General features: G+C 55.0%; 23 protein-coding genes and 1 tRNA gene. 9 read left to right on the top strand and 15 right to left on the bottom strand.

The features are described from left to right. Positions 1 to 65 precede the first annotated feature (65 nt). Positions 66 to 566 (top strand): hypothetical protein, encoded by a 501-nt coding sequence (locus WA318_RS02040; RefSeq protein WP_114096431.1) that lies wholly within the window; start codon positions 66 to 68, stop codon positions 564 to 566. 15 nt (positions 567 to 581) lie between these two features. On the opposite strand, the gene WA318_RS02045 is transcribed toward WA318_RS02040, so the two are convergent. Beyond that, positions 582 to 1,562 carry a hypothetical protein gene (locus tag WA318_RS02045; protein ID WP_336079758.1) on the bottom strand — a complete coding sequence of 327 codons (981 nt, stop codon included), beginning with the start codon at positions 1,560 to 1,562 and terminating at the stop codon, positions 582 to 584. Positions 1,563 to 1,991: 429 nt separating this feature from the next. On the opposite strand from WA318_RS02045, the gene WA318_RS02050 reads away from it, so the two are divergent. After that, on the top strand, positions 1,992 to 4,259 hold the full coding sequence (locus tag WA318_RS02050; protein WP_336079760.1) for an NADP-dependent malic enzyme: 2,268 nt from the start codon (positions 1,992 to 1,994) through the stop codon (positions 4,257 to 4,259). Positions 4,260 to 4,346: 87 nt separating this feature from the next. Here WA318_RS02050 and WA318_RS02055 read toward each other — a convergent pair whose 3' ends face one another. Next, entirely contained in the window at positions 4,347 to 5,552 is a 1,206-nt protein-coding gene (locus tag WA318_RS02055) for a hypothetical protein (RefSeq protein WP_336079762.1), read from the bottom strand. 276 nt (positions 5,553 to 5,828) lie between these two features. Here WA318_RS02055 and WA318_RS02060 point away from each other — a divergent pair, with 276 nt between their 5' ends. Further along, positions 5,829 to 6,287, top strand: a complete 459-nt coding sequence (locus tag WA318_RS02060) for a hypothetical protein (RefSeq protein WP_336079764.1) — start codon at positions 5,829 to 5,831, stop codon at positions 6,285 to 6,287. A gap of 99 nt (positions 6,288 to 6,386) precedes the next feature. Here WA318_RS02060 and WA318_RS02065 read toward each other — a convergent pair whose 3' ends face one another. The 8 genes from WA318_RS02065 to WA318_RS02100 form a co-directional block, all read right to left on the bottom strand. Continuing rightward, on the bottom strand, positions 6,387 to 7,373 hold the full coding sequence (locus tag WA318_RS02065; protein ID WP_336079766.1) for a glucosaminidase domain-containing protein: 987 nt from the start codon (positions 7,371 to 7,373) through the stop codon (positions 6,387 to 6,389). Between the two features lie 198 nt (positions 7,374 to 7,571). Beyond that, entirely contained in the window at positions 7,572 to 8,141 is a 570-nt protein-coding gene (locus tag WA318_RS02070; RefSeq protein WP_114096437.1) for a NifU family protein, read from the bottom strand. 163 nt (positions 8,142 to 8,304) lie between these two features. Further along, positions 8,305 to 9,279, bottom strand: coding sequence for a DUF2333 family protein (locus tag WA318_RS02075; RefSeq protein WP_114096438.1), 975 nt, complete (start codon positions 9,277 to 9,279; stop codon positions 8,305 to 8,307). A gap of 69 nt (positions 9,280 to 9,348) precedes the next feature. Further along, entirely contained in the window at positions 9,349 to 9,891 is a 543-nt protein-coding gene (locus WA318_RS02080) for a L,D-transpeptidase family protein (protein ID WP_336079769.1), read from the bottom strand. Next, on the bottom strand, positions 9,892 to 10,443 hold the full coding sequence (locus WA318_RS02085) for a macro domain-containing protein (RefSeq protein WP_336079771.1): 552 nt from the start codon (positions 10,441 to 10,443) through the stop codon (positions 9,892 to 9,894). It abuts the gene before it with no gap. Positions 10,444 to 10,592: 149 nt separating this feature from the next. Continuing rightward, the gene (ppa, locus tag WA318_RS02090) at positions 10,593 to 11,117 is read right to left on the bottom strand and encodes an inorganic diphosphatase (protein WP_114096440.1); all 525 of its coding nucleotides are present in this window, start codon (positions 11,115 to 11,117) and stop codon (positions 10,593 to 10,595) included. Positions 11,118 to 11,280: 163 nt separating this feature from the next. Continuing rightward, positions 11,281 to 12,162 carry a glycosyltransferase gene (locus tag WA318_RS02095; RefSeq protein WP_114096441.1) on the bottom strand — a complete coding sequence of 294 codons (882 nt, stop codon included), beginning with the start codon at positions 12,160 to 12,162 and terminating at the stop codon, positions 11,281 to 11,283. A gap of 102 nt (positions 12,163 to 12,264) precedes the next feature. After that, positions 12,265 to 13,203 (bottom strand): LysR family transcriptional regulator, encoded by a 939-nt coding sequence (locus WA318_RS02100; RefSeq protein WP_114096442.1) that lies wholly within the window; start codon positions 13,201 to 13,203, stop codon positions 12,265 to 12,267. Positions 13,204 to 13,449: 246 nt separating this feature from the next. Here WA318_RS02100 and WA318_RS02105 point away from each other — a divergent pair, with 246 nt between their 5' ends. Next, positions 13,450 to 14,391 (top strand): DMT family transporter, encoded by a 942-nt coding sequence (locus WA318_RS02105; protein ID WP_336079775.1) that lies wholly within the window; start codon positions 13,450 to 13,452, stop codon positions 14,389 to 14,391. An 18-nt stretch (positions 14,392 to 14,409) separates the two neighbouring features. Here WA318_RS02105 and WA318_RS02110 read toward each other — a convergent pair whose 3' ends face one another. Both WA318_RS02110 and WA318_RS02115 read right to left on the bottom strand, forming a co-directional pair. After that, positions 14,410 to 14,760: an antibiotic biosynthesis monooxygenase family protein gene (locus tag WA318_RS02110; RefSeq protein WP_114096443.1), complete on the bottom strand. Its 351-nt coding sequence runs from the start codon at positions 14,758 to 14,760 to the stop codon at positions 14,410 to 14,412. Next, a complete protein-coding gene (locus tag WA318_RS02115) occupies positions 14,757 to 15,086 on the bottom strand; it encodes an NIPSNAP family protein (protein ID WP_114096444.1) in 330 nt (109 codons plus the stop codon). The genes WA318_RS02110 and WA318_RS02115 overlap by 4 nt, the downstream gene beginning before the upstream one ends. Positions 15,087 to 15,166: 80 nt before the next feature. Here WA318_RS02115 and WA318_RS02120 point away from each other — a divergent pair, with 80 nt between their 5' ends. Next, positions 15,167 to 15,847 (top strand): helix-turn-helix domain-containing protein, encoded by a 681-nt coding sequence (locus WA318_RS02120; protein WP_336079778.1) that lies wholly within the window; start codon positions 15,167 to 15,169, stop codon positions 15,845 to 15,847. On the opposite strand, the gene WA318_RS02125 is transcribed toward WA318_RS02120, so the two are convergent. The 3 genes from WA318_RS02125 to hrcA form a co-directional block, all read right to left on the bottom strand. Continuing rightward, complete coding sequence (locus tag WA318_RS02125) at positions 15,844 to 16,590, bottom strand: NAD-dependent deacylase (RefSeq protein WP_336079780.1); 747 nt, start codon at positions 16,588 to 16,590, stop codon at positions 15,844 to 15,846. The two genes, WA318_RS02120 and WA318_RS02125, sit on opposite strands and share 4 nt — an antisense overlap. 134 nt (positions 16,591 to 16,724) lie before the next feature. Next, positions 16,725 to 17,369, bottom strand: a complete 645-nt coding sequence (gene grpE / locus WA318_RS02130; RefSeq protein WP_114096447.1) for a nucleotide exchange factor GrpE — start codon at positions 17,367 to 17,369, stop codon at positions 16,725 to 16,727. A 50-nt stretch (positions 17,370 to 17,419) separates the two neighbouring features. After that, on the bottom strand, positions 17,420 to 18,478 hold the full coding sequence (gene hrcA / locus WA318_RS02135) for a heat-inducible transcriptional repressor HrcA (RefSeq protein ID WP_114096448.1): 1,059 nt from the start codon (positions 18,476 to 18,478) through the stop codon (positions 17,420 to 17,422). A 318-nt stretch (positions 18,479 to 18,796) separates the two neighbouring features. Between hrcA and rph the strand changes: the two genes are divergently transcribed. The 4 genes from rph to WA318_RS02155 all read left to right on the top strand — a co-directional run bounded on the left by rph (position 18,797) and on the right by WA318_RS02155 (position 21,784). Further along, the gene (gene rph / locus WA318_RS02140; RefSeq protein ID WP_114096449.1) at positions 18,797 to 19,513 is read left to right on the top strand and encodes a ribonuclease PH; all 717 of its coding nucleotides are present in this window, start codon (positions 18,797 to 18,799) and stop codon (positions 19,511 to 19,513) included. Positions 19,514 to 19,591: 78 nt separating this feature from the next. Then, a complete protein-coding gene (gene rdgB / locus WA318_RS02145) occupies positions 19,592 to 20,188 on the top strand; it encodes an RdgB/HAM1 family non-canonical purine NTP pyrophosphatase (RefSeq protein ID WP_114096450.1) in 597 nt (198 codons plus the stop codon). 146 nt (positions 20,189 to 20,334) lie between these two features. Beyond that, positions 20,335 to 21,528, top strand: a complete 1,194-nt coding sequence (hemW, locus tag WA318_RS02150; RefSeq protein WP_336079785.1) for a radical SAM family heme chaperone HemW — start codon at positions 20,335 to 20,337, stop codon at positions 21,526 to 21,528. A gap of 169 nt (positions 21,529 to 21,697) precedes the next feature. Further along, a tRNA-Leu gene (locus tag WA318_RS02155) sits at positions 21,698 to 21,784 on the top strand. Positions 21,785 to 21,820: the final 36 nt, after the last annotated feature.

Here is a 21,820-nt window from a genome sequence, read left to right on the forward strand (position 1 = left end):
GGACAGGACTGTCGATGTGTACTGACATTCTTGTAGCGGAAAACAGTCACCAAGGAGAGCGCAAAATGGCAGCAGAACAGACCACCTCGCAGGCCCCGGAACTGGTCGGATTGTTCGATACGAAAGACAGCTTTGATGCTGCCGTGAATGCACTGCGGGGCAGTGGTTTTGCGCGAACCGATCTTTCGGTTCTGAGTTCCCATGAATCGATTGATGTCGCCGGATCAGACGGCCGGTCCTGGTCAGATGTGCTGACCGCACTGGTCGGCGAAGTGAAATATGAAGTGCCGCTGGTGGCATCTGGTGCCATTGCCCTGTTTGGCGGCGCGGCAACCGCCCCGGCAGCAATTGTGATCGGGGCAGGGGTTGGTGCGGTCGCCCTTCGTGAATTCATTGATGAAGTTACCTCCACCCCCCATACCGAGGATTTTGCCCGCGCAGTTGACGCAGGCTCCGTGATCCTGTGGGTGCGTCTTGATCCGTCGATGGAAGGTGCCGAAGCAACGGCAAAAGCCATTCTGGAAAAACATGGGGCCACCAACATCCATCTGCATGTCGCGAAATAGCGACCAAAAGGCCGTTTAGTTGGCCAGCCTGTAGCTCAGACGGGTTGTTTGCGTCTGACCGGCGGCGATAAAGGTCTGGTGATGGTCGATCTGGGTCGGCCATCCGCCAGATCGCGGCAGGGTGGCGGTAATCGTCGTCTGGATGTCGTAATCTTCCCAGGCGCGGAGCTGTTTGGTGGTGCGTTCCATTGATGCCTTGTCCATGCCCGCCATCTGCGAAAGCAAAAAGGCAATGCCGTTGCGCACACTTTCACGGGTGTAGCTTTGGCTGAGCGTGAGGGTCGCCTGATCCTCATTGATCGCGGTTATTTTCATCTCGCCAGTGACCACAAGGTTCGATCCGGTCAGCTCCCACGGTATTTCCCGATGGATGGCAAGCGGTTCGTTAAGGGGCAATTCGATCCCCGTGACCGAAAAGACCGGCAAGACATCGCGCAGGGTGATCTGAACCCCGGCCCCGGCTGACATATTGGCAAAGGCCTGTCGCACCGGATCAAGGGTCGCGGCCATGCGCGGGTTATCAGTATAATGCGCGATCACATCATCAAGTTTGGCAAAGACCCGCGGCAGAAGATCGGTTTTGACCGCCTCCATATTGGTCAGGGCAACCGGAACGCCGGTATCGGTTGTACGGAATTCAAAACCGAACCCCTCTGTCAGTCTGGCAAGCCCGGTGGCAAGGCGATAGGCCGGGTCATCGGCATCTGGTGCGGTAATGGCGATGTCGTTATAGGACGCCCGCATTTCAAAGCCCTGATCATCCTTACCCGTCACGGTTATCGGGATCGACATGGTCAGGCGGTTGGTGCTTGTCTGATCACTTTGAAGATTGCGCCGGGTTTCGCGGGTTTTGACCACATCATACAGGCGGCTTTCACCTGTGGCCGGATCAAAGGGGAATGAAACGGTTTCGCCAGCGGTTGCGGACATTACGCCCGGTGTCGCGACGCAGATTGTCATTCCGATGATGGTCAGAACCCTTAGAAGCGGTTGCATCACCCTGTTTCCTCTGAGTTTTTCCGGATCGTGGAAAAGGTGTTTTTCCGTTTGAAATCCGTCCGTTATTGCGCGCTGCAACGTGTTTTATGCCCGGATGGCAGGATCGGGATCGCGCAATTACGTCACTGAAAAATCACGTCTATTTGCCAACAGATTTGTCATGATCGGACCCGCGGTCAACTGGCAATCGCGAAAACAGGATCAAAATATACAGGTAAGGATGTGTATTGTTGCATCGCAACATACAGAAAACGCTACGTAATTTTGCGGTTGCCGTTAACGTCGCCTTTGACCCGGGGCGCGAAGCCTGATTTATTGGGCGGTCCGACATGACGGTCCCACACCGAATTTATGTCGATCAGGATAAACTACACACGCAATACAGATTGCTTTCCAACTTACCACGCAAGCGTCAGTGAAAACATAATGTCAGATAAAGAAATCAAGGTTCGTGACCGCGAAGCGCTGCTGTTTCATTCCAGCGGCCGCCCCGGCAAAATCGAAATCACCGCATCCAAGCCGCTGACCACCCAGCGCGACCTGTCCCTGGCCTATTCACCGGGCGTTGCGGTGCCGTGTCTTGAAATCGCGAAAAACCCTGCCACTGCCTATGATTACACCTCGAAGGGTAACATTGTTGCGGTCATCTCCAACGGGACTGCGGTTCTGGGCCTCGGCAATCTTGGGGCTTTGGCTTCCAAGCCGGTGATGGAAGGCAAGGCTGTGCTGTTCAAGCGCTTTGCCGATGTTGACGGCTTTGATCTTGAAGTCTCGACCGAGGATGTCGACGAATTCGTCAATTGCGTGCGTTTCCTTGGGGCTTCGTTTGGCGGCATCAACCTTGAAGACATCAAGGCACCGGAATGCTTCATCATCGAACAGCGCCTGCGCGAAGTGATGGATATTCCGGTCTTCCACGATGACCAGCACGGCACGGCCATCATTGCGGCATCGGGCCTGATCAATGCCTGCGACCTGACCGGGCGCGAGCTTAAGGACATCAAGCTTGTCATCAATGGTGCCGGTGCGGCGGCGATTGCCTGCTGCGAGCTGGTCAAAAGCATGGGTGTGTCGCCGGACAATGTCATCATGTGTGACTCGCGCGGCGTGATCTATAAAGGTCGCGAAGATGGCATGAACCAGTGGAAATCGGCGCATGCGGCAGAAACCGATGCCCGTACGCTTGAAGAAGCCATGGATGGTGCCGATGCGTTCTTTGGTCTGTCGGTCAAGGGGGCAGTGACGGCCAAGATGGTCAAATCGATGGCCAAACAGCCGATCATCTTTGCCATGGCCAACCCGGACCCGGAAATCAGCCCGGAAGAAGTTGCCGGGATCCGCAATGATGCGATCTGTGCGACCGGGCGTTCGGATTACCCGAACCAGATCAACAATGTGCTTGGTTTCCCCTATATCTTCCGTGGTGCGCTTGATGTTCAGGCATCGACGATCAACGAGGAAATGAAAATTGCTGCGGCTCATGCGGTGGCGTCGCTGGCGCGTGAAGATGTACCTGACGAGGTGGCTGCGGCCTATTCCGGGCGTCGTCTGCAATATGGTCCGGAATATATCATTCCGGCCCCGTTTGACCCGCGTCTGATCATTGCGGTGCCAAAGGCCGTTGCCCAGGCGGCAATGGATAGTGGCGTTGCCCGTCGCCCGATCATTGATATGGCAGAATATGAAAACCAGCTGCGTGGTCGTCTTGATCCGACGGCCGCCCATCTTCAGCTGATTTCCGATTATGTCCGCGCGCATCCGAAACGCATCGCCTTTGCCGAGGGCGAGGAGGAAACGGTCATTCGTGCAGCTGTGGCCTATCGCAATTCGGGCTATGGCACGCCGATCCTGATCGGACGCGAAGATCGCATCCATGAAAGTGCCAAGAAACTTGGCATCGAAAGCCTTGAAGGTGTTGAAATCAACAATGCTGCACTTTCGGGTCACAATGCCGAATATGCCGAATTCATGTATGAACGCCTGCAGCGCAAAGGCTATCTGTGGCGTGATTGCCAGCGCATGGTGAACCAGAAACGTAACGTTTTTGCCTCCGTCATGGTGGCAAAGGGTCATGCAGATGGTCTGATCACCGGTCTGACCCGCAACTTTGCGCGCAGCTTTACCGATATCGCAACCGTGATCGATGCCAAGCAGGGCGAAATCCCGATGGGTCTTTCGATCGCGATTGCAAAGGGCCGCACGGTGTTTATCGCCGATACGCGCGTGCACAACCTTCCCAATGCCGAAGAACTGGCCGAGATCGCCTTCCAGGCTGCCGAGAAGGCCCGTCAGCTTGGTCATGAGCCGCGTGTGGCGATGGTGTCGCATTCGACCTTTGGCAACCCCTACAGCCCCGATACCGACCGTATCCGCGAAGCTGTTGGCATCCTTGAACGCAGCAATGTCGATTTCGAATTCGATGGTGATATCGCGGTCGATGTCGCGCTCGATACCGAATTGCTGAAGCTTTATCCGTTCTGCCGCCTGTCCGGTCCGGCCAACGTGCTTGTCATGCCGGCCCTTCATGCGGCAACGACGGCATCGAAGCTTCTGGACAAGCTTGGCGGGGGTACGGTGGTCGGTCCGGTGATGATCGGGCTGGAAAAACCGGCCCAGATCGCACAGATGGGCTCGACCGTGAATGATCTTGTCAATCTTGCCGCCCTTGCCGCCCATGAGGCCGAGCACGGTTAAGGTAAAGATCTGACGATTTTTTGCAAAATGGCGGAGCTGATTTTCAGTCTCCGCCATTTTTGTCTCTATGCTGCGTTGATGCAGGCGCTATTCGACGGATTGACCGAAAACTGCGATGACGGTGGCCAATGCGGCGAGCAACGCGTAAAATCCGACCCGATGCCAGCCAGCTTGTTGTTTGGCCGCGATCACCGCACTCAAGCCCGCCTGCAAGCCGTAATAGATGGCAAAACCGCGCGAGGCATAGCTGACAATCGCATAGATATCGGCCGACCAGGTCAATGCAATGCCGATCACAGCCAGTAGCAAATAGGCCTGGCGTTCGCTGATACGCTTGCGCGACAGTTCGGCAAACAGACCACCCGATCCGCTGGTATCGGCAACTGCCGCACTGAATTGCGATGCCAGCGCGGCTGCGACCAGAAGGAAGGGCAGGATCGGGGCGACAATCTTCATCATGTCGATGATGCCGGTTTCAGATGGCGACATCTGATCGGGGCGAAAGACATATGAAATCAAAAGGATGTAAACCAGATAGATCGCCGTCGACAGCCATTGGGCCAGACGCATCGATCTGATGCGGGTTCTGGCATCATATTCCGATCCAAGATAACGCGATGTCTCAAAGCCCTGGACGGCGATCAATAATCCGAAGGTCAGCGTGACAGCGGACCAGCCGGTAACTTTTTCCGGATTGAAAATAAGGGCGTCATCAAGCGCCCGATGGCCGAAATGCGCCATCAAACCGACCAGCAACCCGGCAATGATCGCCAGTTTCAAACTGACCGATACATATTCCATCTTCTCAAGGCTTTTGAAACCGCGCGACCATCCGACCAGAACGATAGTGATGAAAACTGCGGTGGTCAGAAGTTTGGCGTCAAAACCGGACTTGAATGGTGTGAGACTGAGCGCAAAGGCACCCAGAAGATTGAGGTAATAGGAAACCGAGATGATATAGGCAAAGGCCAGCGCCCAGGAGGACAGGGTTTCGATCCGGATCGCAAGCGGGCCAAAGTCGCCATCCTGAATGGCCTTTTCACCCGATGCGATATTGTAGCGGATCGCACCGCCAAACAGATAGGCGACAAAACACAGAACCAGCATGATCAGCGGCGCATAGCCGCCATATCCGATATTCAGGATCGGGCCAAGCAACAAAAAACCGCTGCCAATGATTGATGCAAGCGGGGTAACAACGGCACGCCACAAGGGAAAATAGGCGACAGAACGCATCGACAGGACTATTGCAACGCAGACAGTCGCAAATGCAATGATCAGATCAAAAATCACAATTCAGTTCCAGAAGCCTTGGGTGCAATGCCTTGATTCATAAAGGATCAAGCTTGGTGTCCTGTCCAGAGCATAGTTCCGGATTATGCATCAGCATGGATATCGATTTTGATCGAAATATGGTCCTGACCAGACACGGCATTTCTGAAATAATGGATGGATATCTTATGTGATACCATATGGTGGCAAAGGCAATTTGACCCGATTTTTGCCACATGATTTGGGCATATGACCAACATGTCATGCCATTATTGCACAAAAAATAGGAAATACCGTATGGGCCAGCTGACCCGATTTCTCGCTGTTTTCATGTTTTTCCCGCTTCTTGCCGCCTGTGAAGACGAACAGGCCAGCGGGCCGAATGCCGACGAGATCACCACAGCGGTGATCGAACGTTTTCGCGAAGATCCCTATGCCAAGGTCGGCCATGTGGAAAATGTCACCAAAACCAACAGCATTTCCGAAGGAGATGACGAGGTTATTGTGATGGTGCGCTATGAGCTGGTCTTTGATCGTTCAATCGCCGACTTTGCCGATGATGTCAGCGAAAGGGGCAAGGCTGCCGGAAATATGGATGATGTTGGCAATACGGTCAGTGACGCGATTGATCTGGTGAAAACCAAAATGCTGGCAATGAAGGAAGGCGAATTCAAGCCCGGTGACCGGCGCACGGTCGAGAACGAAATCCGGTTGCTGAAGTCCGAAAAGGGCTGGATCTATCGCGGGGAGCGATAAGATTTCCGACTGCCACCTGACACTGTCGTGCGACGAAGTAAAAAAGGGACCCGTTCGGGTCCCTTTTGCTTATCTGTTGGTCCATCCAGTCGACCGTGATCAGTCAAGTGAGGCCAGAACTTTTGGCGGCGGAGGAACATCGCCAGCCGCAAAGGTCAGACCATCCAGCTCATTGAGGCCATTGGCCCGCATGATGGCATGAAGGCTATCGACATATTCTTCGCCGCGTTCTGAATATTTGGTCAGGGTTTCGGCAAGGTCCCAGCCATTGATCAGGTCACCATCGGCCCGCAGAACCGCGCGGCGTTCGCGCAGGGCCTGATAGGCCGGATGGGAATTGATATTACGGGCATAGGCGCGCACACTGTCCATCAGGCTGCCAAATGACTTGATGACGTGATTCTTGCCTTCCTCACGATCTTTGGGAACGATCCCTTCTTCGTCACCCCACGCCCACTGACCAAACAGGGCATTGCCTGCACGGACAAAGCGCGACGTGCCCCAGCCGCTTTCCTCGGCCGACTGGGCAAGGATCAGAGAGGTCGGAATAATATCAATACGTTCAAGCAGAGCCGTGATTCCGCCATCGGTCACGCGATAACGTTTCATGAGCTGCTCAACCCATTGCTGATCGGCCGCACTGACCGGAGTGCCGGAAATGCCTTTGGCCTGGATGGCCATCAGGCGGTCACGACGGGTGGCAATTTCTTCATTCACCCGCATGGCCAGCGGCAACATGATGCGAAGGAAAAGCGTCTTGCGCTCGTCAACGGATGCCAGTTCCCCAAGACCCTTGGGGACGCGCTTGATATAGACGCGCGGTACTTCCGTCATATCACTCAGGTCATAACCGATGCTGTTGAAATACTGGTTAAGTGCAACAACCTCAGGTCCCCGGCGATAAACGGGCTTTTTCTTTGTGACCGTGACTTCTTTCGGGCTGGCCGCAGGAATATCGATCCCGAACCCGGCTGGGGTCGGAGAGACATCAATTCCGGAAAAAATGCCAACATACAGTAAACCGATTGCTCCGGTGACCGAAGCAAGCGCAATTTTCCGGTAATTTCCTGTTTTTGCGCTAGTCATTCTTGTATCTCCAGGATCAGTAACACTGTCCATCCCAAGTGGACGATATCTATGCCTTCCAGCGCCAAAGATCGCAACGGGCAATATTTCCACAAGTTGAAAACGCCGCGTAAACCTTCCCGTTTACGCAAAATAATAACGCCCGGCGCAGGCAAAAGTTTGCGCCGGGCTAAAGATTTTTTTAACGACTCGGAAAGATCAGTCAGCCATTACCGGTTCGACGGCCTGAACTTCTGGCACGTAATAACGCAGCATGTTCTCGATACCCATTTTGAGGGTCGCGGTGCTGCTCGGGCAGCCCGAACATGCGCCATGCATCTCAAGGTAAACAACGCCGTCTTCGAATTTGTGGAAGACGATATCGCCGCCGTCCTGGGCCACAGCCGGACGCACACGGGTATCAAGCAGTTCCTTGATCTGGCTGACCAGTTCGTTGTCGCCTTCGGCAGCGGTGCTGGCACCGGTTGCGGCATCGGAATTCTGGTCAAGAACCGGCTGGCCGGAGGTGTAATGTTCCATGATACCGCCAAGAATCTGCGGTTTCAGGGTCTGCCAGTCTTTGGAATCGTCCTTGGTGATCGTGATGAAATCACCGCCAAGGAAGACACCGGCGATGCCATCAACTTCGAACAGCTTGCGCGCAAGCGGCGATTTGACGGCTTCGTCACTTTTGACGAAGTTCGCGGTGCCCAGACGGCCCATCACTTCTTCGCCCGGCAGGAACTTGAGTGTCGCCGGGTTCGGGGTCGGTTCGGTTTGAATGAACATGGTCGGCTTGTCCTCTCACTCTGATTGCCGGGGCTTATGCTGCCCGCTCAACAATCTGCATTTCATTAGGTTAGCCCCTAAATGGGGCAAAAAGCGGAAAAGATCAAGTCGCAGCGCGCAAGTCAGGTATTCCCCGTACGGTCAGATCGGGGCGCAATGACGCTTAACGCTGCAGGATGCTGCTGATTTCACGCATCTGCGTGCGTGCGCGCAACAGATAGAAGCCCAGTCCCGCCAGATGGTTGGGGAAAATGATTCCGTCCGCTGACCCGTTCACCACAACCAGTGGATCAAGGGCGGCGGCTGATTGCAACGATCCGATCATTTCTGCCCAGGCTGGCGCAATTTGCCGTTCATTGATGATCTGTTCGAAATCGGTTCCGAGATCGCGCAGGATCAGGCTGTAGGCATAAAGGCGTCCCTTGGTCGCATAGAACACGTCATCGGCGGTGCGATCAAACAGGGACGGTGCATCGACCTTGTCATCAATCAGGGCCGATGCCGAACCAAGATCATTGGCAAACCGGTTCAGGGTTTCCTGAAGATTGTCTGCGCGGCGTTCAAACACGGCCTCGCCGGTGGTCAGACGCTTGTTGTAATTTTCAAGTGCGCGGATGGCCTGACGGTATTGCTGTTCGGATGTCACACCGGGCAGCAGCGAGACGGTCGGATCAAATACCCATTTGTCGCCACGGAATTTCAAAAGTCCGGCGGCATCATCAAGATCGGGGTCAACCTGGCTTGATCCGCGGGTACGCCCGATCTGATCGGACAGTTCAATCGAAAAACGCGACAGGGCATAAATGATGCCGGTCTGGAAGTTCGGCATATTGTCGAGTGCGCTACCGGGCAGGAAGAACGGGTCGTTCGCGGTCCAGCGGTTCTGGTTGACCTCGCGGTCGATCAGACCGGCAGCGGTGCTGACCGCATGGCTGCCACCCTGGTAATTGCCGGTAAAATCGGGATTGTCATCAATACGATGTACAAGCGCCATGCCCGCCGGATAATAGACCAGCGCGATCAGAACGATTACGGCAAGGCTGCGAATCCAGAATTTGCGCGATCCGAAAATACCTTTCAGACGTGCCCCGAAACCAGACATTCCGCCCTTTTTATACAGATAATCGTCTTCAATCATGACTTGTCCCGTGAATTAATTCAGCTCTTGAACCTAGGGTGTCGCTGCCCAAACGGCAAGTGCATGATTTCACTGTGAGATGCAGATATAGGTTTCGTATTGCACCAGACCCAGAAGTGTTTCCAGATCCTGTTCTGAAAGGGCAATACATCCCTCGGTTCCGCTATAGTCGGGTTTGGCAATATGCATGAAGATCGCCGAGCCCTTTCCCGGTACCGGCGGGTCATCGTTATGACCAAGAACGACAACGATGTTATAGAGATTGTCGTCGCGCCACAGTTTTTCGTGGCCTCCGTTAAACGGAAGCCTTACGGGACAATTATAGGACGGGTGATCGGGATCATCGCACCAGCCGTCCGAGAAGGAAATGGTGGTTGCGGGCAGTTTTGTTCTCGGGCAGGGTTTGCGATCAGAGCGATACATCACATAGCGCAATTTCCAGCGTCCGGCCGGTGTCTTGCCGTCGCCCTCGGTCTTGCTGTGGGCATCAATGATGCCATTCACCCCGAATGCACAGCGAAATTCGTGATCTCCCACGCGCAGGACACCATCCGCCGAAGCCGTAATTTCAAGCGGTTGGGATATTTCATGTGCAATGGCGTCGCTTTGCATTCAGTCCGTGCCTTTTTGGTATCTGCGCAGTGCGTCTTCGAGACAATTGCGCGCCGAGGATGAGAAACAACAAAGGTAAATTTGTGGCATTGCGGCAATTTCGCCAGTCGCCTCACAAATGGTTGATACGGCGATGTCGGCGGCAAGGTTTTCCGGATAGCCGAAAATTCCTGTGGATATGGCCGGAAACGCCATTGATTTGAGGTTGTTTCGCACTGCGATCAGAATTGCGTTGCGGTAGCAGGCAGCAAGCAGGGTGGCCTCGTTACGGTTTCCGCCCTCCCAGACGGGACCAACCGTGTGAATGACAAAACGGGCGTTCAGACCAAATCCCGGTGTGATGCATGCCTGTCCGGTCGGGCAGGGCGCAAGCGGGGCACAGGCCCTGGCAAGTTCCGGTCCGGCAGCTGCATGAATGGCACCACAAACACCCCCGCCGGGCAAAAGGGCCTGATTGGCGGCGTTGACAATCGCATCTGTGTCCAGCGTCGTGATGTCGGCACTTATGATTTTTATGATGCTGGAAGGGTGGTCGTTCTGTTCATCGGGCACGGATCGAATTCCGATACGTTATGAGAGCCCCAAAACACACTGCATTGTCGTCTATTTTGACAAAAAGTCAAAAAAACAACGCTCTGTCATTCGAACAGAGCGTTGTTTGCAATTATTATAATCGTGCAGGGCCGACTATTTTGCCAGATTTACTTGGCCAGGCGTGCGACACCTTCTTCGATCAGGCTGGCAGCTTTTTCAGCGCCTTCCCAACCGGTGACCTTTACCCATTTGCCTTTTTCGAGGTCTTTGTAACGCTCGAAGAAATGCTGGATCTGGTCGCGGAAGATCTGCGGAAGATCTTCGTGGGATTTGATGTCGGTATAGTAGGGGTCGATCTTGTCATGGGGAACGCAGATCAGTTTTTCGTCCTGACCGGCTTCGTCTTCCATGATCAGAACACCGATCGGGCGTGCACGGATCACCGAACCGGCAACGACCGGCTCGCGGAACATGACCATCGCGTCGACCGGGTCACCATCTTCGCCAAGGGTGTTAGGAATGAAACCGTAATTGACCGGGTAATACATCGAGGTATGCAGGAAACGGTCAACAAAGACAGCTCCGGAATCCTTGTCTACTTCGTATTTGACCGGTCCGCCCTGCGGAATTTCGATGACGACATTTACGTCCCACGGAACATCTTTGCCGACGGCAATCTTGCTGAGATCCATCTGGGAAAATCCCTTTCGCTTCTATAAAGGCATGCCCCGGTATCCGGGACGGCTGTGTTCGGCTTCGAAGATGCAAAAATGCACCCGAAGGAGAATGATGCCGACCTTTTATCGCGAATTGCCGCAGCTTCCAAGGGGGTCCACATGCATCCTTGGTCGAAAATCAGGCAATTTCTTTTGCGGATGCGAATAAAGAAGACGATTCAGGGGTTTCTGCCCGGGCAACGACGGTTGATGGCAGGAAACGATCATGATCATTTAGCAGGTGTTCGTTAAACAGATGCCAGTTGGATACAAGGCCGCCCTGATGACGCGCTGGAATTTTGCGATCATGGAACAGATGCAGCACCGGCGAGCAATATTCGACATTCTTGCGCCGCAGGCCTGACCGCAACAGGCGCAGGACAAAATCGGAATCTTCCCAGCCATGTCCTTCATATGCTTCATCAAAGCCGTGAATACGATCAATATCGGCTTTGAAAACGCCAAGATTGCAGGTCTGTGCCTTGCGCCAGCAATTTTCATGCTCCCAAAGCCAGGGGCCTTTATGGGGCAGGCGAATGAACTGGAACGGTCGATTGCAGAATCCGAAAAGCGATACGGCAAAAAGGGCTGCGCGCGGCCATTTGTGAAAGGCCCATTTGCGTTCGAGAAGGGTTTTGGTCAGGCGCTGCTTGATGAAAACGCGCTTGCCTGAAACAAGGCATCCGGCCTCGGCTGCCTTGCGGTGGCGGGTGATGAAGTCGGGCATGACACAGCAGTCACCATCAATAAAGATGACAAGTTCGCCTTCGGCCATGGCAATGGCGCCATTACGCGCCTTGGCGACGCGAAAACCGCTATCTTCATGCCAGTAATGTTTGACCGGAACCGGGCAGGTTGCTGCAAAATTTTCGATCACACGTGTGGTCGGACCTGCTGATCCGTCATCGGCAATGATGATTTCAAAATTACGATCATTCTGATCGGCAAGCGAATTCAGCACCAGAGAAAGTGCTTCAGGCCAATTATAGGTCGTGACCACGACCGACACCAAGGATGTCATCTTCCCCCCACGTACCCCGTTTACCCCGTTTTTGTGCAGCTTTGCCCGTTTTTATTACCCGAGCCTACCCTTACGAAATCTTAAGGGCAATTGACAAATTGCTTACATAAACTTCTTTCGCGCCAGTGACGCGGTTTTGGGATTGATCAGTTCCCTGATCCATTTGGCGGCTTCGATCACGACAGGGTCTTTCTGGCGTGCAGGCCGGATCAGAAGGCGATACCACCAGTGCGAAATGAAATCCGGGAAATTCAGCGGAACCAGCTCGCCACGTTCGACATAGTTACGTGCAACGACATCGGTGCTTGCAACGATGCCCTGTCCGGCGCGTGCGGCTTCGAGTGCCCAGATATGGTGGCTGAAGGTCCAGCAATCGGCGAGCGAGAAGCTGGCATCCTTGAACCATTGTTCGATCTGGGCAAACTGTTCGCTGTCACTGTCAATCAGCAGAATATCACGTGGGCCCAGTTCCGAAACATTGATATGACACGCATCAAAGCCGCGCTTTGCCAGCCATTCGGGGGCGGCAAAGGCGGTATAGACTTCCGGGGTGAGAAGTTCGGTTACCCAGTCTTCCGGACCGGGCAGGTCCTTGGGCGCGATTTGAAGAGCCAGATCAATTTCAAGCGGATCAAGCCCGTCATCAAACTCGATCTTGCGGAACTGGACGGGAATATCAGATGGCAGCCGGTCGCGCAGGTTATCAAGTTCATAAAGCAATACGGTCAATGCCGGGGTTGCAAGCGCGCCGATACGGATTGCCTTGCCCTTGTCCGGGCCGACTTCGCTGGTGATATCGGCAATGCCGTCAAGGGCCTCGGTCAGGCGCGGCAAAAGAAGTTCTGCCGATTTGGTCGTGCTTAGTCCCCGACCTTTGCGGGTGAACAGCACAACACCAAGGTTTTCCTCAAGCTGGCGCAGCTGATGGCTGATGGCACTTTGCGTGACGTGCAATTCTTCGGCTGCACCTTTTACGCTTTGGTGGCGGGCGGTGGCTTCAAAAGCGACAAGTGCGCGTAAGGGGGGCAATTTCCGGCGCATTTTGTGTTTCCATACGAACAGTTTCCTTCGTCAATATTGTCTATCAGGACTGATGTTAAAAAGGGGCAAAAAAAACTCAACAATGGCTGAAAACCTTTCATTCGTATTTTTCCAAACAAGCGGGCAGTATCATCTGCATAAAGGGTTTCCGGCCGAAGATTTTCCGATGTCTCCTTGCGCCACCCCGTAAGCCAGTCTCCCTGACTGCCGGAAACCCCCAAATAACCCATGAAATTGGAAACGATCATGACCGGGACGCTGATGCGCCTGAGCGGAAATGTCCGCGGCGTTTTATGGATGACTGCTGCAATGGCCTCGGGCGTTTTTGTCGATGTCTGTGCCAAGCTGGTGTCCCATGATGTCCCGACCGCACAGATCATCGCCATGCGTGCAGTCACCACAGTTGCGGTGTTCCTGATCGTTCTGATGTTTATTGGCGTGCGTCCAGTCAGGACCCGCCGCCCGATGGCCCATATTGCGCGCGGAATATTGTGGTACGGGTCGCTGTTCTTCGTGTTCTTTGCGCTGCGCCAGATGAGCATCGCCGAAGTGAATGCCTATCTGTTTATCGAGGCATTGCTGACAGTCCTGCTCGCCGTCGTGATTCTCGGTGAAAAGCTGACAGCGCGTAAAATGATTGCCACCCTGCTCGGACTGGTCGGGGTTTGGGTGATGTGCGCGCCGCGCATGGATGGTTTCGGGGTGCCGCTTGGTGTTGCCGCGGCCCTGTTCGGGGCTTTTTGCTTCTCGGCCCAGACCCTGTTTGCCAAGGTCATGACGCGCACCGAAACCAATTTTTCCATGCTGTTCTGGCCGCAGATCATCGCAGTTGTGATCTGGGTTCCGATTGCCCTGATTTCCTGGCAGCCGGCGTCTTTTGCCGATTGGGCCTATTCGGCGGGGGCCGGTTTCTTTGCGATGATGACCAATTACATGGTTCTGCGGGCCGTGCGGGTGGCCGATGCCAGTGTGGTGTCGCCAGCGGCCTATACGGCCCTGCCGTTCTCGGTGGCGATGGATCTGATCTTTTTTGACATGTTGCCGGTGCCGGTCATTTTTGTCGGGGCGGGGATTGTCATTCTGGCAGTGATGCTGCTTGATTACAAAGGCGGTGCCAAACCACAGCAGATTGACGACGCAGAAGAGGTCGGGGATGACGAAGCATCCCCGAAACCGGCAGAGGCCTGATCAAAAAAAACTTATGATCTAGGGACTTTCATGCTGATGGCGGGAGTCGGCAGGCGCCTGATCGCGTTCATGCATGCCATAATCACGGATCACGCCTGCCACGCGCAGCCGGTAATCTTCAAATATCGTATTTCGGCCTTTGCTCTGTGCCGTGCGATGTTCACCGATATTGCGCCATGCCTTGACCGCTTCCTCGTCGCGCCAGAACGATAGTGACAGAACCTTGCCCGGCGTGGTCAAGCTTTGAAACCGCTCGACCGAGATGAAACCATCCATTTTCTCAAGCACCGGTTTGAGATCGGCTGCGATGGCAAGGTAATCATCATAGCGGGCCGGATGGGGCGTGACTTCGAAGATGACGGCAATCATGGTTTGATCAGCTCCGTATGCGGGGTGGAAGCAATTTTGAGAAACTGGCGTTCCTCGCGCAGGATGAATTTTTCACGTTGGGAAAATTCGTAGTTTTCCCGACCCAACGGATCGTCCTTTAACCGGGCGCGATAGGCTTCATATGAGGCCAGATCGGGCAAATGGTAGATGCCATAGGCGGTTGAGACCGATCCTTCATGCGGTGCGAAATACCCGACAAGGTCGGCCCCGCAGCGCGGAATGGCCTGTCCCCAGTTGCGGGCATATTCAATGAAGGCATCCTTTTTATATGGATCGATTTCATAGCGGATGAAACAGGTGATCATGACAACGTCCTTTCAGGAGATCAGGTGACAGGACCATTATCGCGATTGCCGGTCATAGATGCTTCGATTACCATCGAACTATGAAAGAAGGACCCGATATTGCCCGCGTGGCTGCATTGCTTGGTGATCCGGCGCGCGCAAACATGCTGACCGCTCTGATGGGTGGTCGGGCATTAACCGCAACCGAACTGGCGCAAGAAGCCGGTGTAACGCCGCAAACTGCAAGCTCGCATCTGGCAAAGCTTGAGGCCGGAATGATTGTCACCCCGCGCAAGCAGGGGCGGCATCGCTATTTCACCCTTTCCGGCCCCGATATTGTCGAGGCGCTTGAAGTGCTGATGGGGATTGCCAACCGGGTCGGGCATAACCGGGTGCGGACCGGCCCCAAGGATCCGGAATTACGCCATGCGCGCGTTTGCTATGACCATCTGGCCGGGGATATGGGGGTTGCGCTGTTTGAGGGGCTAACAAAGCGCAATCTGATTGAAAGTGACCTGAACGATGTTGCCCTGACCGCAGCCGGGATCACATTTGCCGGGGAATTCGGTATTGATCTTGATGCCTTGCGCCGCAAACGCCGACCGCTTTGCCGCGAATGTCTGGACTGGAGTGCACGGCAATCCCATCTGGCCGGATCATTCGGCGCGGCATTGCTCGACCGGTTTTACGATCTGGGCTGGGCCAGGCGGGTGGCGGAGTCGCGTATCGTACGTTTTAGCCGCGAAGGCGAGCGTCAGTTTCGCGATCTTGTGAATTTCTAGTCCTTGAGCAAAGCCGCGACAAATCCCGGCACCAGATCGGTTGCCGCCCCATAGGCGCTATGATCAAACAGGGTTGCGCCGGAACTGGGTTCAAGATTGAGCTCGACGGTTTCGGCCTCGGCTTCTTCACGGGCGACCTGCACAAATCCGGCTGCCGGATAGACATTGCCCGACGTTCCGATTGAAATGAAAAGCCCGCATTTGCCAAGGGCGTCATAAATACGTTCCATCTCAAGGGGCATTTCGCCAAACCACACCACATGCGGGCGCAAGCCCCCCGCATTGCCGCAGGACGGGCACGGGGTTTCCCGGGCGAGATCATCAGCCCAGACCGTCAGAAGGTCACAATGGTTGCAGCGGATTTTAAGAAGCTCGCCATGCATATGGATCAGGTTTTTTGATCCGGCCCGGTCATGCAGATCATCGACATTCTGGGTGACCAGCAAAACATCCCCCGGCCATTCGGCTTCAAGGCGTGCAAGTGCCAGATGTGCGGCATTTGGCACGATGGCGGGGTCGCGCAATCCGGCGCGCCGGTCATTATAGAAATAATGCACCAGATCGGGATTGTTAACGAAGGCCTCGGGCGTTGCGACTTCGGCAATATCGTATTTCGCCCAGATGCCATCGGGATCGCGGAAGGTATGAAGACCGCTTTCCTTGGAAATCCCCGCACCTGTCAGAATGACAATCGGAACGGCTTCGTCGCGCAGGATTTCAATCAGATCGGGGCGGAGCGGCATGTAAATATTCCTTGATTGGCAGCGTACTTTTGTCCGACAGCCTAATGCAAACAAAACACCCCCGCCAAGTATGTCTGGCAGGGGTGCTTGCTAAACCCGATCCGCTAAAACCGGTTTATCTGAATTTCTGGTCGTTATGCCGAGGTATCGACATTGCCGCCGGGCGTATCATCCTTTGACGGATTGCTTCCGGCCGGGTTCTTGGTAACACCGACCATTGCCGGGCGCAGAAGACGGCCCTTAAGGACGTAACCGGCCTGCATGACCTGTGCGACATGGCCATCCGGATATTCCGGGTGCGGCAGTTCAAACACGGCCTGATGGTGGTTCGGGTCAAGCTTTTCGCCAAGCGGTTCAAGCTTTTCGATCCCGTTCTTTTCAAGAGCCTTTTGCAGGGCCTGTTCGGTCATTTCAACGCCTTCAAACAGCGTTTTCATGGCCGGGTCGGCCTGTGACGTGTCACCGGCGGCATCAAGGGCGCGGCGCAGGTTGTCACCCACATCAAGAAGGTCACGGGCGAATTTGGTGATCGCGTAGTTGCCGGCATCCTCGACGTCTTTTTTGGCGCGGCGGCGGGTGTTTTCCACCTCGGCGGCCTGACGCAGCAGACGGTCTTTCAGCTCGGCGACCTCGGCCTGAAGGGCGGCAATCGGGTCTTCGATGACAACTTCTTCACTTTCTGCGCCGGTCGCCTCTGCTGCGACGTCCTCAGATGCGGTTTCTTCTGCGGCATTTACATCCTGCAGATCTTCCGGAGTGTTTTTTGCGGTTTCCGACATGGCTAACCTTGTACTTTCACGTTATGCGGCCTGACACGCAGCGCCGCGATTTATCCAATCAGTCGACCGACCAGTTTGGCGGTGTAATCGACCAGCGGAATAATCCGGGCATAATTGATCCGGGTCGGTCCGACAACCCCGATTGCACCCACAATGCTGCCTTCAGCATTCTGATAGGGTGAAATCACCATCGAAAGACCCGATCCGCCAAACAGTTTGTTCTCGGACCCGATGAAAATCTGAACGCCCTGGGCATCCGTCGTCACATCGAGCAATTCAATCATCTGATCGCGGGCCTCAAGCACGTTAAACAGGCGGCGAACGGTCTCAAGCTGTTCGATTGTATCGATATTTTCAAGCAGCTGGGACTGGCCCTTTACAATCAGGGACGATCCCTTGATCCCGCCAGCCCATGTCGCAAGGCCCGCATCAATCAGTGTGGCGGAAAGTTCATCAAGCTCCTGCTTGAGGCGATCACGTTCCTGCGTGATCAGCACTCTTGCGTCATCAAGTGTCTTCCCAGCCAATCGGGTATTTAGATAATTCGCCGCTTCTGTCAATGCCGAGGCGGGCAAATCGACCGGAACATCAAGGATTCGGTTTTCGACACTGCCATTTTGCGACACCAGTACGGCAAGCACCTTGCCCGGTGACAGGGCAACGAATTCGATCTGTTTGAGGCGGATGCCATCGGTCTTTGGCGCAACCACCAGCCCGGCACAGCGCGACAGGCCCGAAAGCATTGATGTTGCCTCGCCCAGCATCTGATCAAGCGAATAGCCCGCCTGTTCGCAATTCTTGGTCAACTGGTCACGTTCGGCATTGGGAAGGTCGCCAACCTCCATCAGCGCATTCACAAACAGCCGCAATCCCTTTTCACTGGGCAGGCGCCCGGCCGAAATATGCGGCGCAACCAGAAGCCCCATCTCTTCAAGATCGGACATGACATTGCGAATGGTCGCAGCAGAAAGGTTTTCGGACATGCGTCGCGCAATCGACCGCGAACCGATCGGTTCGCCGGTTTCGACATAGGCATCGACAATCTGGCGGAACACTTCACGTGACCGCGCATTCATGTCGCCCAGCAATGTATCGTCAAAATGGGCCATGTGTTCCAAGCCTGCGGGTCGAGACAAAGCTGTTATCAAGCTCAGGGAGAATTTAGTCAGGCATTGGGTATACGTCAATTGCGCCCTTGCAGGGCAAAAGCCGGAAGCCACACCGGTTTCAAGTACTTGGTTTGAAAACGTTGTTTGTATTCCTGATGGGTTTTGGGCGAATCCGGGTCGATCAGGGCCGGGAAACTGCTGGACCTTTGGCGGGTGTCATCTTACTTTGGGCCAAATTTCAAGCCTGTTTGCATCTGCGATCCATCCGTCGGTGCCAGAGCTGCAACCACAAGATCTGTAACCAAGAGGTTCTCACACATGCGCCCATCCGGCCGTACCCCCGATCAGCTTCGTGACGTAACGATTGAAACCGGCATTTCCAAATATGCCGAAGGGTCCTGCCTGATCAAATTCGGCGATACCCACGTCATCTGTACCGCCACGGTCGAGGACAAGGTTCCCGGTTGGATGCGCAATACCGGCAAGGGCTGGATCACCGCAGAATACGGCATGCTGCCGCGTGCCACCGATTCGCGCATGCAGCGTGAAGCTGCGCGTGGTGGCCAGTCGGGCCGCACCCAGGAAATTCAGCGCCTGATCGGTCGTTCGATCCGTGCGGTGGCCGATATGAAAGCCATGGGCGAAATGCAGATGCGCCTTGATTGCGATGTCATTCAGGCCGATGGCGGCACGCGCACTGCGTCGATCACCGGTGCCTATGTTGCGGCCCATCTGGCGTTTCAGGGCGTGCGTCGTCTTGGCCTGATCAAGGAAATCCCGCTGACCCAGCCGGTCGCAGCGATTTCTTGCGGGATCTATAACGGCGAAGCCGTGCTTGATCTGGATTACGCCGAAGACAGCAATGCCGGGGCGGACGCCAATTTCGTGCTGGCGGGCAATGGCGGCATTGTCGAAGTTCAGGCCACTGCCGAAGACGTGCCGTTTGATCGCCAGTCTTATGACAAGATGTTCGCGCTGGCCGAAAAAGGCTGCAAGGAACTGTTTGCCAAGCAGCGCGAGGCCCTTGGTCTTTAAGTTAAACGAGACTTTCCGCGGCAGGAACCATACCTGCCGCTTTTCACATCTGACCCCTACCGAATCTCAGGCAGAAAAATGGCCCGTCGCTTTACGGAAAAAAAACTCGTCATTGCCAGTCACAACAAAGGCAAGATCAAGGAAATCGGTGAATTGCTAGCACCCTTCGGGATCGAGGTTTTCTCGGCCGGAGAACTTGACCTTCCCGAACCCGAAGAAACCGAAAAGACCTTTATCGGCAATGCACAGCTGAAATCGGTGGCGGCGGCCAACGGGGCCAATCTTCCGGCCCTTGCCGATGATAGCGGCCTTGCGGTTTCTGCCCTTGATGGTGCGCCGGGCATCTATTCGGCGCGCTGGGCCGGGCCGGACAAGGATTTCGACATGGCGATGGAAAAAGTCCAGAACGGGATCGGCAACCATCCCGACCGCCGGGCATCCTTTATCTGCGCGCTGTCACTGGCCTGGCCGGACGGGCATGTCGAGAATTTCGAAGGCAGGGTCGAAGGCGAAATCGTCTGGCCGAAACGCGGGCGTCACGGCTTTGGCTATGATCCGATTTTCCAGCCCAAGGGATATGATCAGACCTTTGGGGAAATGGACCCGGCCAAAAAGCATGAAATGAGCCACCGTGCCGATGCCTTTGCCCAGATGGTCAAGGCCTGCTTTAAATAATCAGGTTTAAATAATCCGGGCCTTTTGGCGCCCGCATTGAACATATGCACGCATCGCTGATGTCATGATCGGCGGTGCGTGTTAGTTTATCCGGGTATCAGGGATATAAATGCCCTGCTTTTCCCGCAATCAGGATCGAGTTCCGCGTGTCCGCATCTTTTGCCGAAACCGTGCCCTTTGGCATCTATATCCACTGGCCGTTCTGTCTGTCGAAATGCCCCTATTGCGATTTCAACAGTCATGTGGCGAACAGTGTCGATCACGCCCGCTGGCGCAAGGCGCTCCGGGCCGAGCTTGCCATCGGGGCGGCCCGCCATCCGGGCCGTGTTGTCGGTTCGATCTTTTTTGGCGGGGGCACGCCATCGCTGATGGACCCGGAAACGGCGGGGGCGCTTATTGCCGATATCAAGACCTATTGGCGGGTCACCGACGATCTTGAAATCACCCTTGAAGCCAATCCGGGCACGGTCGAGATCGACCGGTTTTCGGCCTTTGCCGCCAATGGCATCAACCGGGTATCAATCGGCATTCAGGCACTTAATGACCGCGATCTTAAATTCCTTGGGCGTGTGCACTCGGCCAAGGAGGCGCTGCGCGCCCTTGATGTTGCGACCACGGTGTTTGACCGCTTTTCATTCGATCTGATCTATGCCCGCCCGGAACATGATCCCAAGGCCTGGCGCAAGGAGCTGCGCGAAGGGCTTGATATCGCCAATGGTCATATCTCGCTTTATCAGCTGACCATCGAGCCGGGCACACAATTCTATACGCTTCATCAGCGCGGCGAGCTGGTGGTGCCTGACGAAGACCTTGCGACCGAGCTTTATGAAATCACCCAGGAAGAAACCGAGGCGGCGGGGTATCGCTGTTACGAGGTTTCCAACCATGCCAAACCGGGGCAGGAAAGCCGTCATAACCTCGTTTACTGGCGCTATGGCGATTATCTGGGCATCGGGCCGGGTGCGCATGGCCGCGAAGCCGTGATCCAGCCTGATGGCAGTACCGTTCCGATGGCAGTACGTCGCCATCGTGCGCCGGAAATCTGGCTCGACCGGGTGGAAAAGCATGGTCATGGTTCGCAGGAAGAAACCGTGCTTGAGGCCGATGAACGCCTGCTTGAAATGGTGATGATGGGCTTGCGACTGAATGAAACCATTCCTGTGTCGCGGTTTGAACGGATTATTGGCAAGGGACCGCGTGATGTGCTGGATTCGGAACGGCTCGAAACCCTGATTGTTTCGGGTGATCTGGTCTGTGATTCTGCGGGGCTGCGGGCCACACAGCAGGGCCGGAACCGGTTGAATGGTGTTCTTGGCTATTTGTTCGACCATTCGGCGTGATCGCGAATGACCGAAATTCCAAGGGAAACCCTTGTGTTTTCGGTCCAGGGCCGGGTCAGGTGATTTAGTTTCACCAAACCATCAAAAAGTTGGTTGACACTTTAAGCTGACCGCGTATATTCCGCCCCGTTCCGGCGGACACTGCCCGAACAAAACCAGATGCCCCTATGCCCAGGTGGCGGAATTGGTAGACGCGCTGGCTTCAGGTGCCAGTGGCCATTAGGTCGTGGAAGTTCGAGTCTTCTCCTGGGCACCATACCCCAGCACATTTCTGATGTGCTGGGGTATTGTC

Source organism: Thalassospira sp. CH_XMU1448-2, assembly GCF_037027285.1.
In the GTDB taxonomy this organism is placed as follows: Bacteria; Pseudomonadota; Alphaproteobacteria; order Rhodospirillales; family Thalassospiraceae; genus Thalassospira; species Thalassospira profundimaris_C.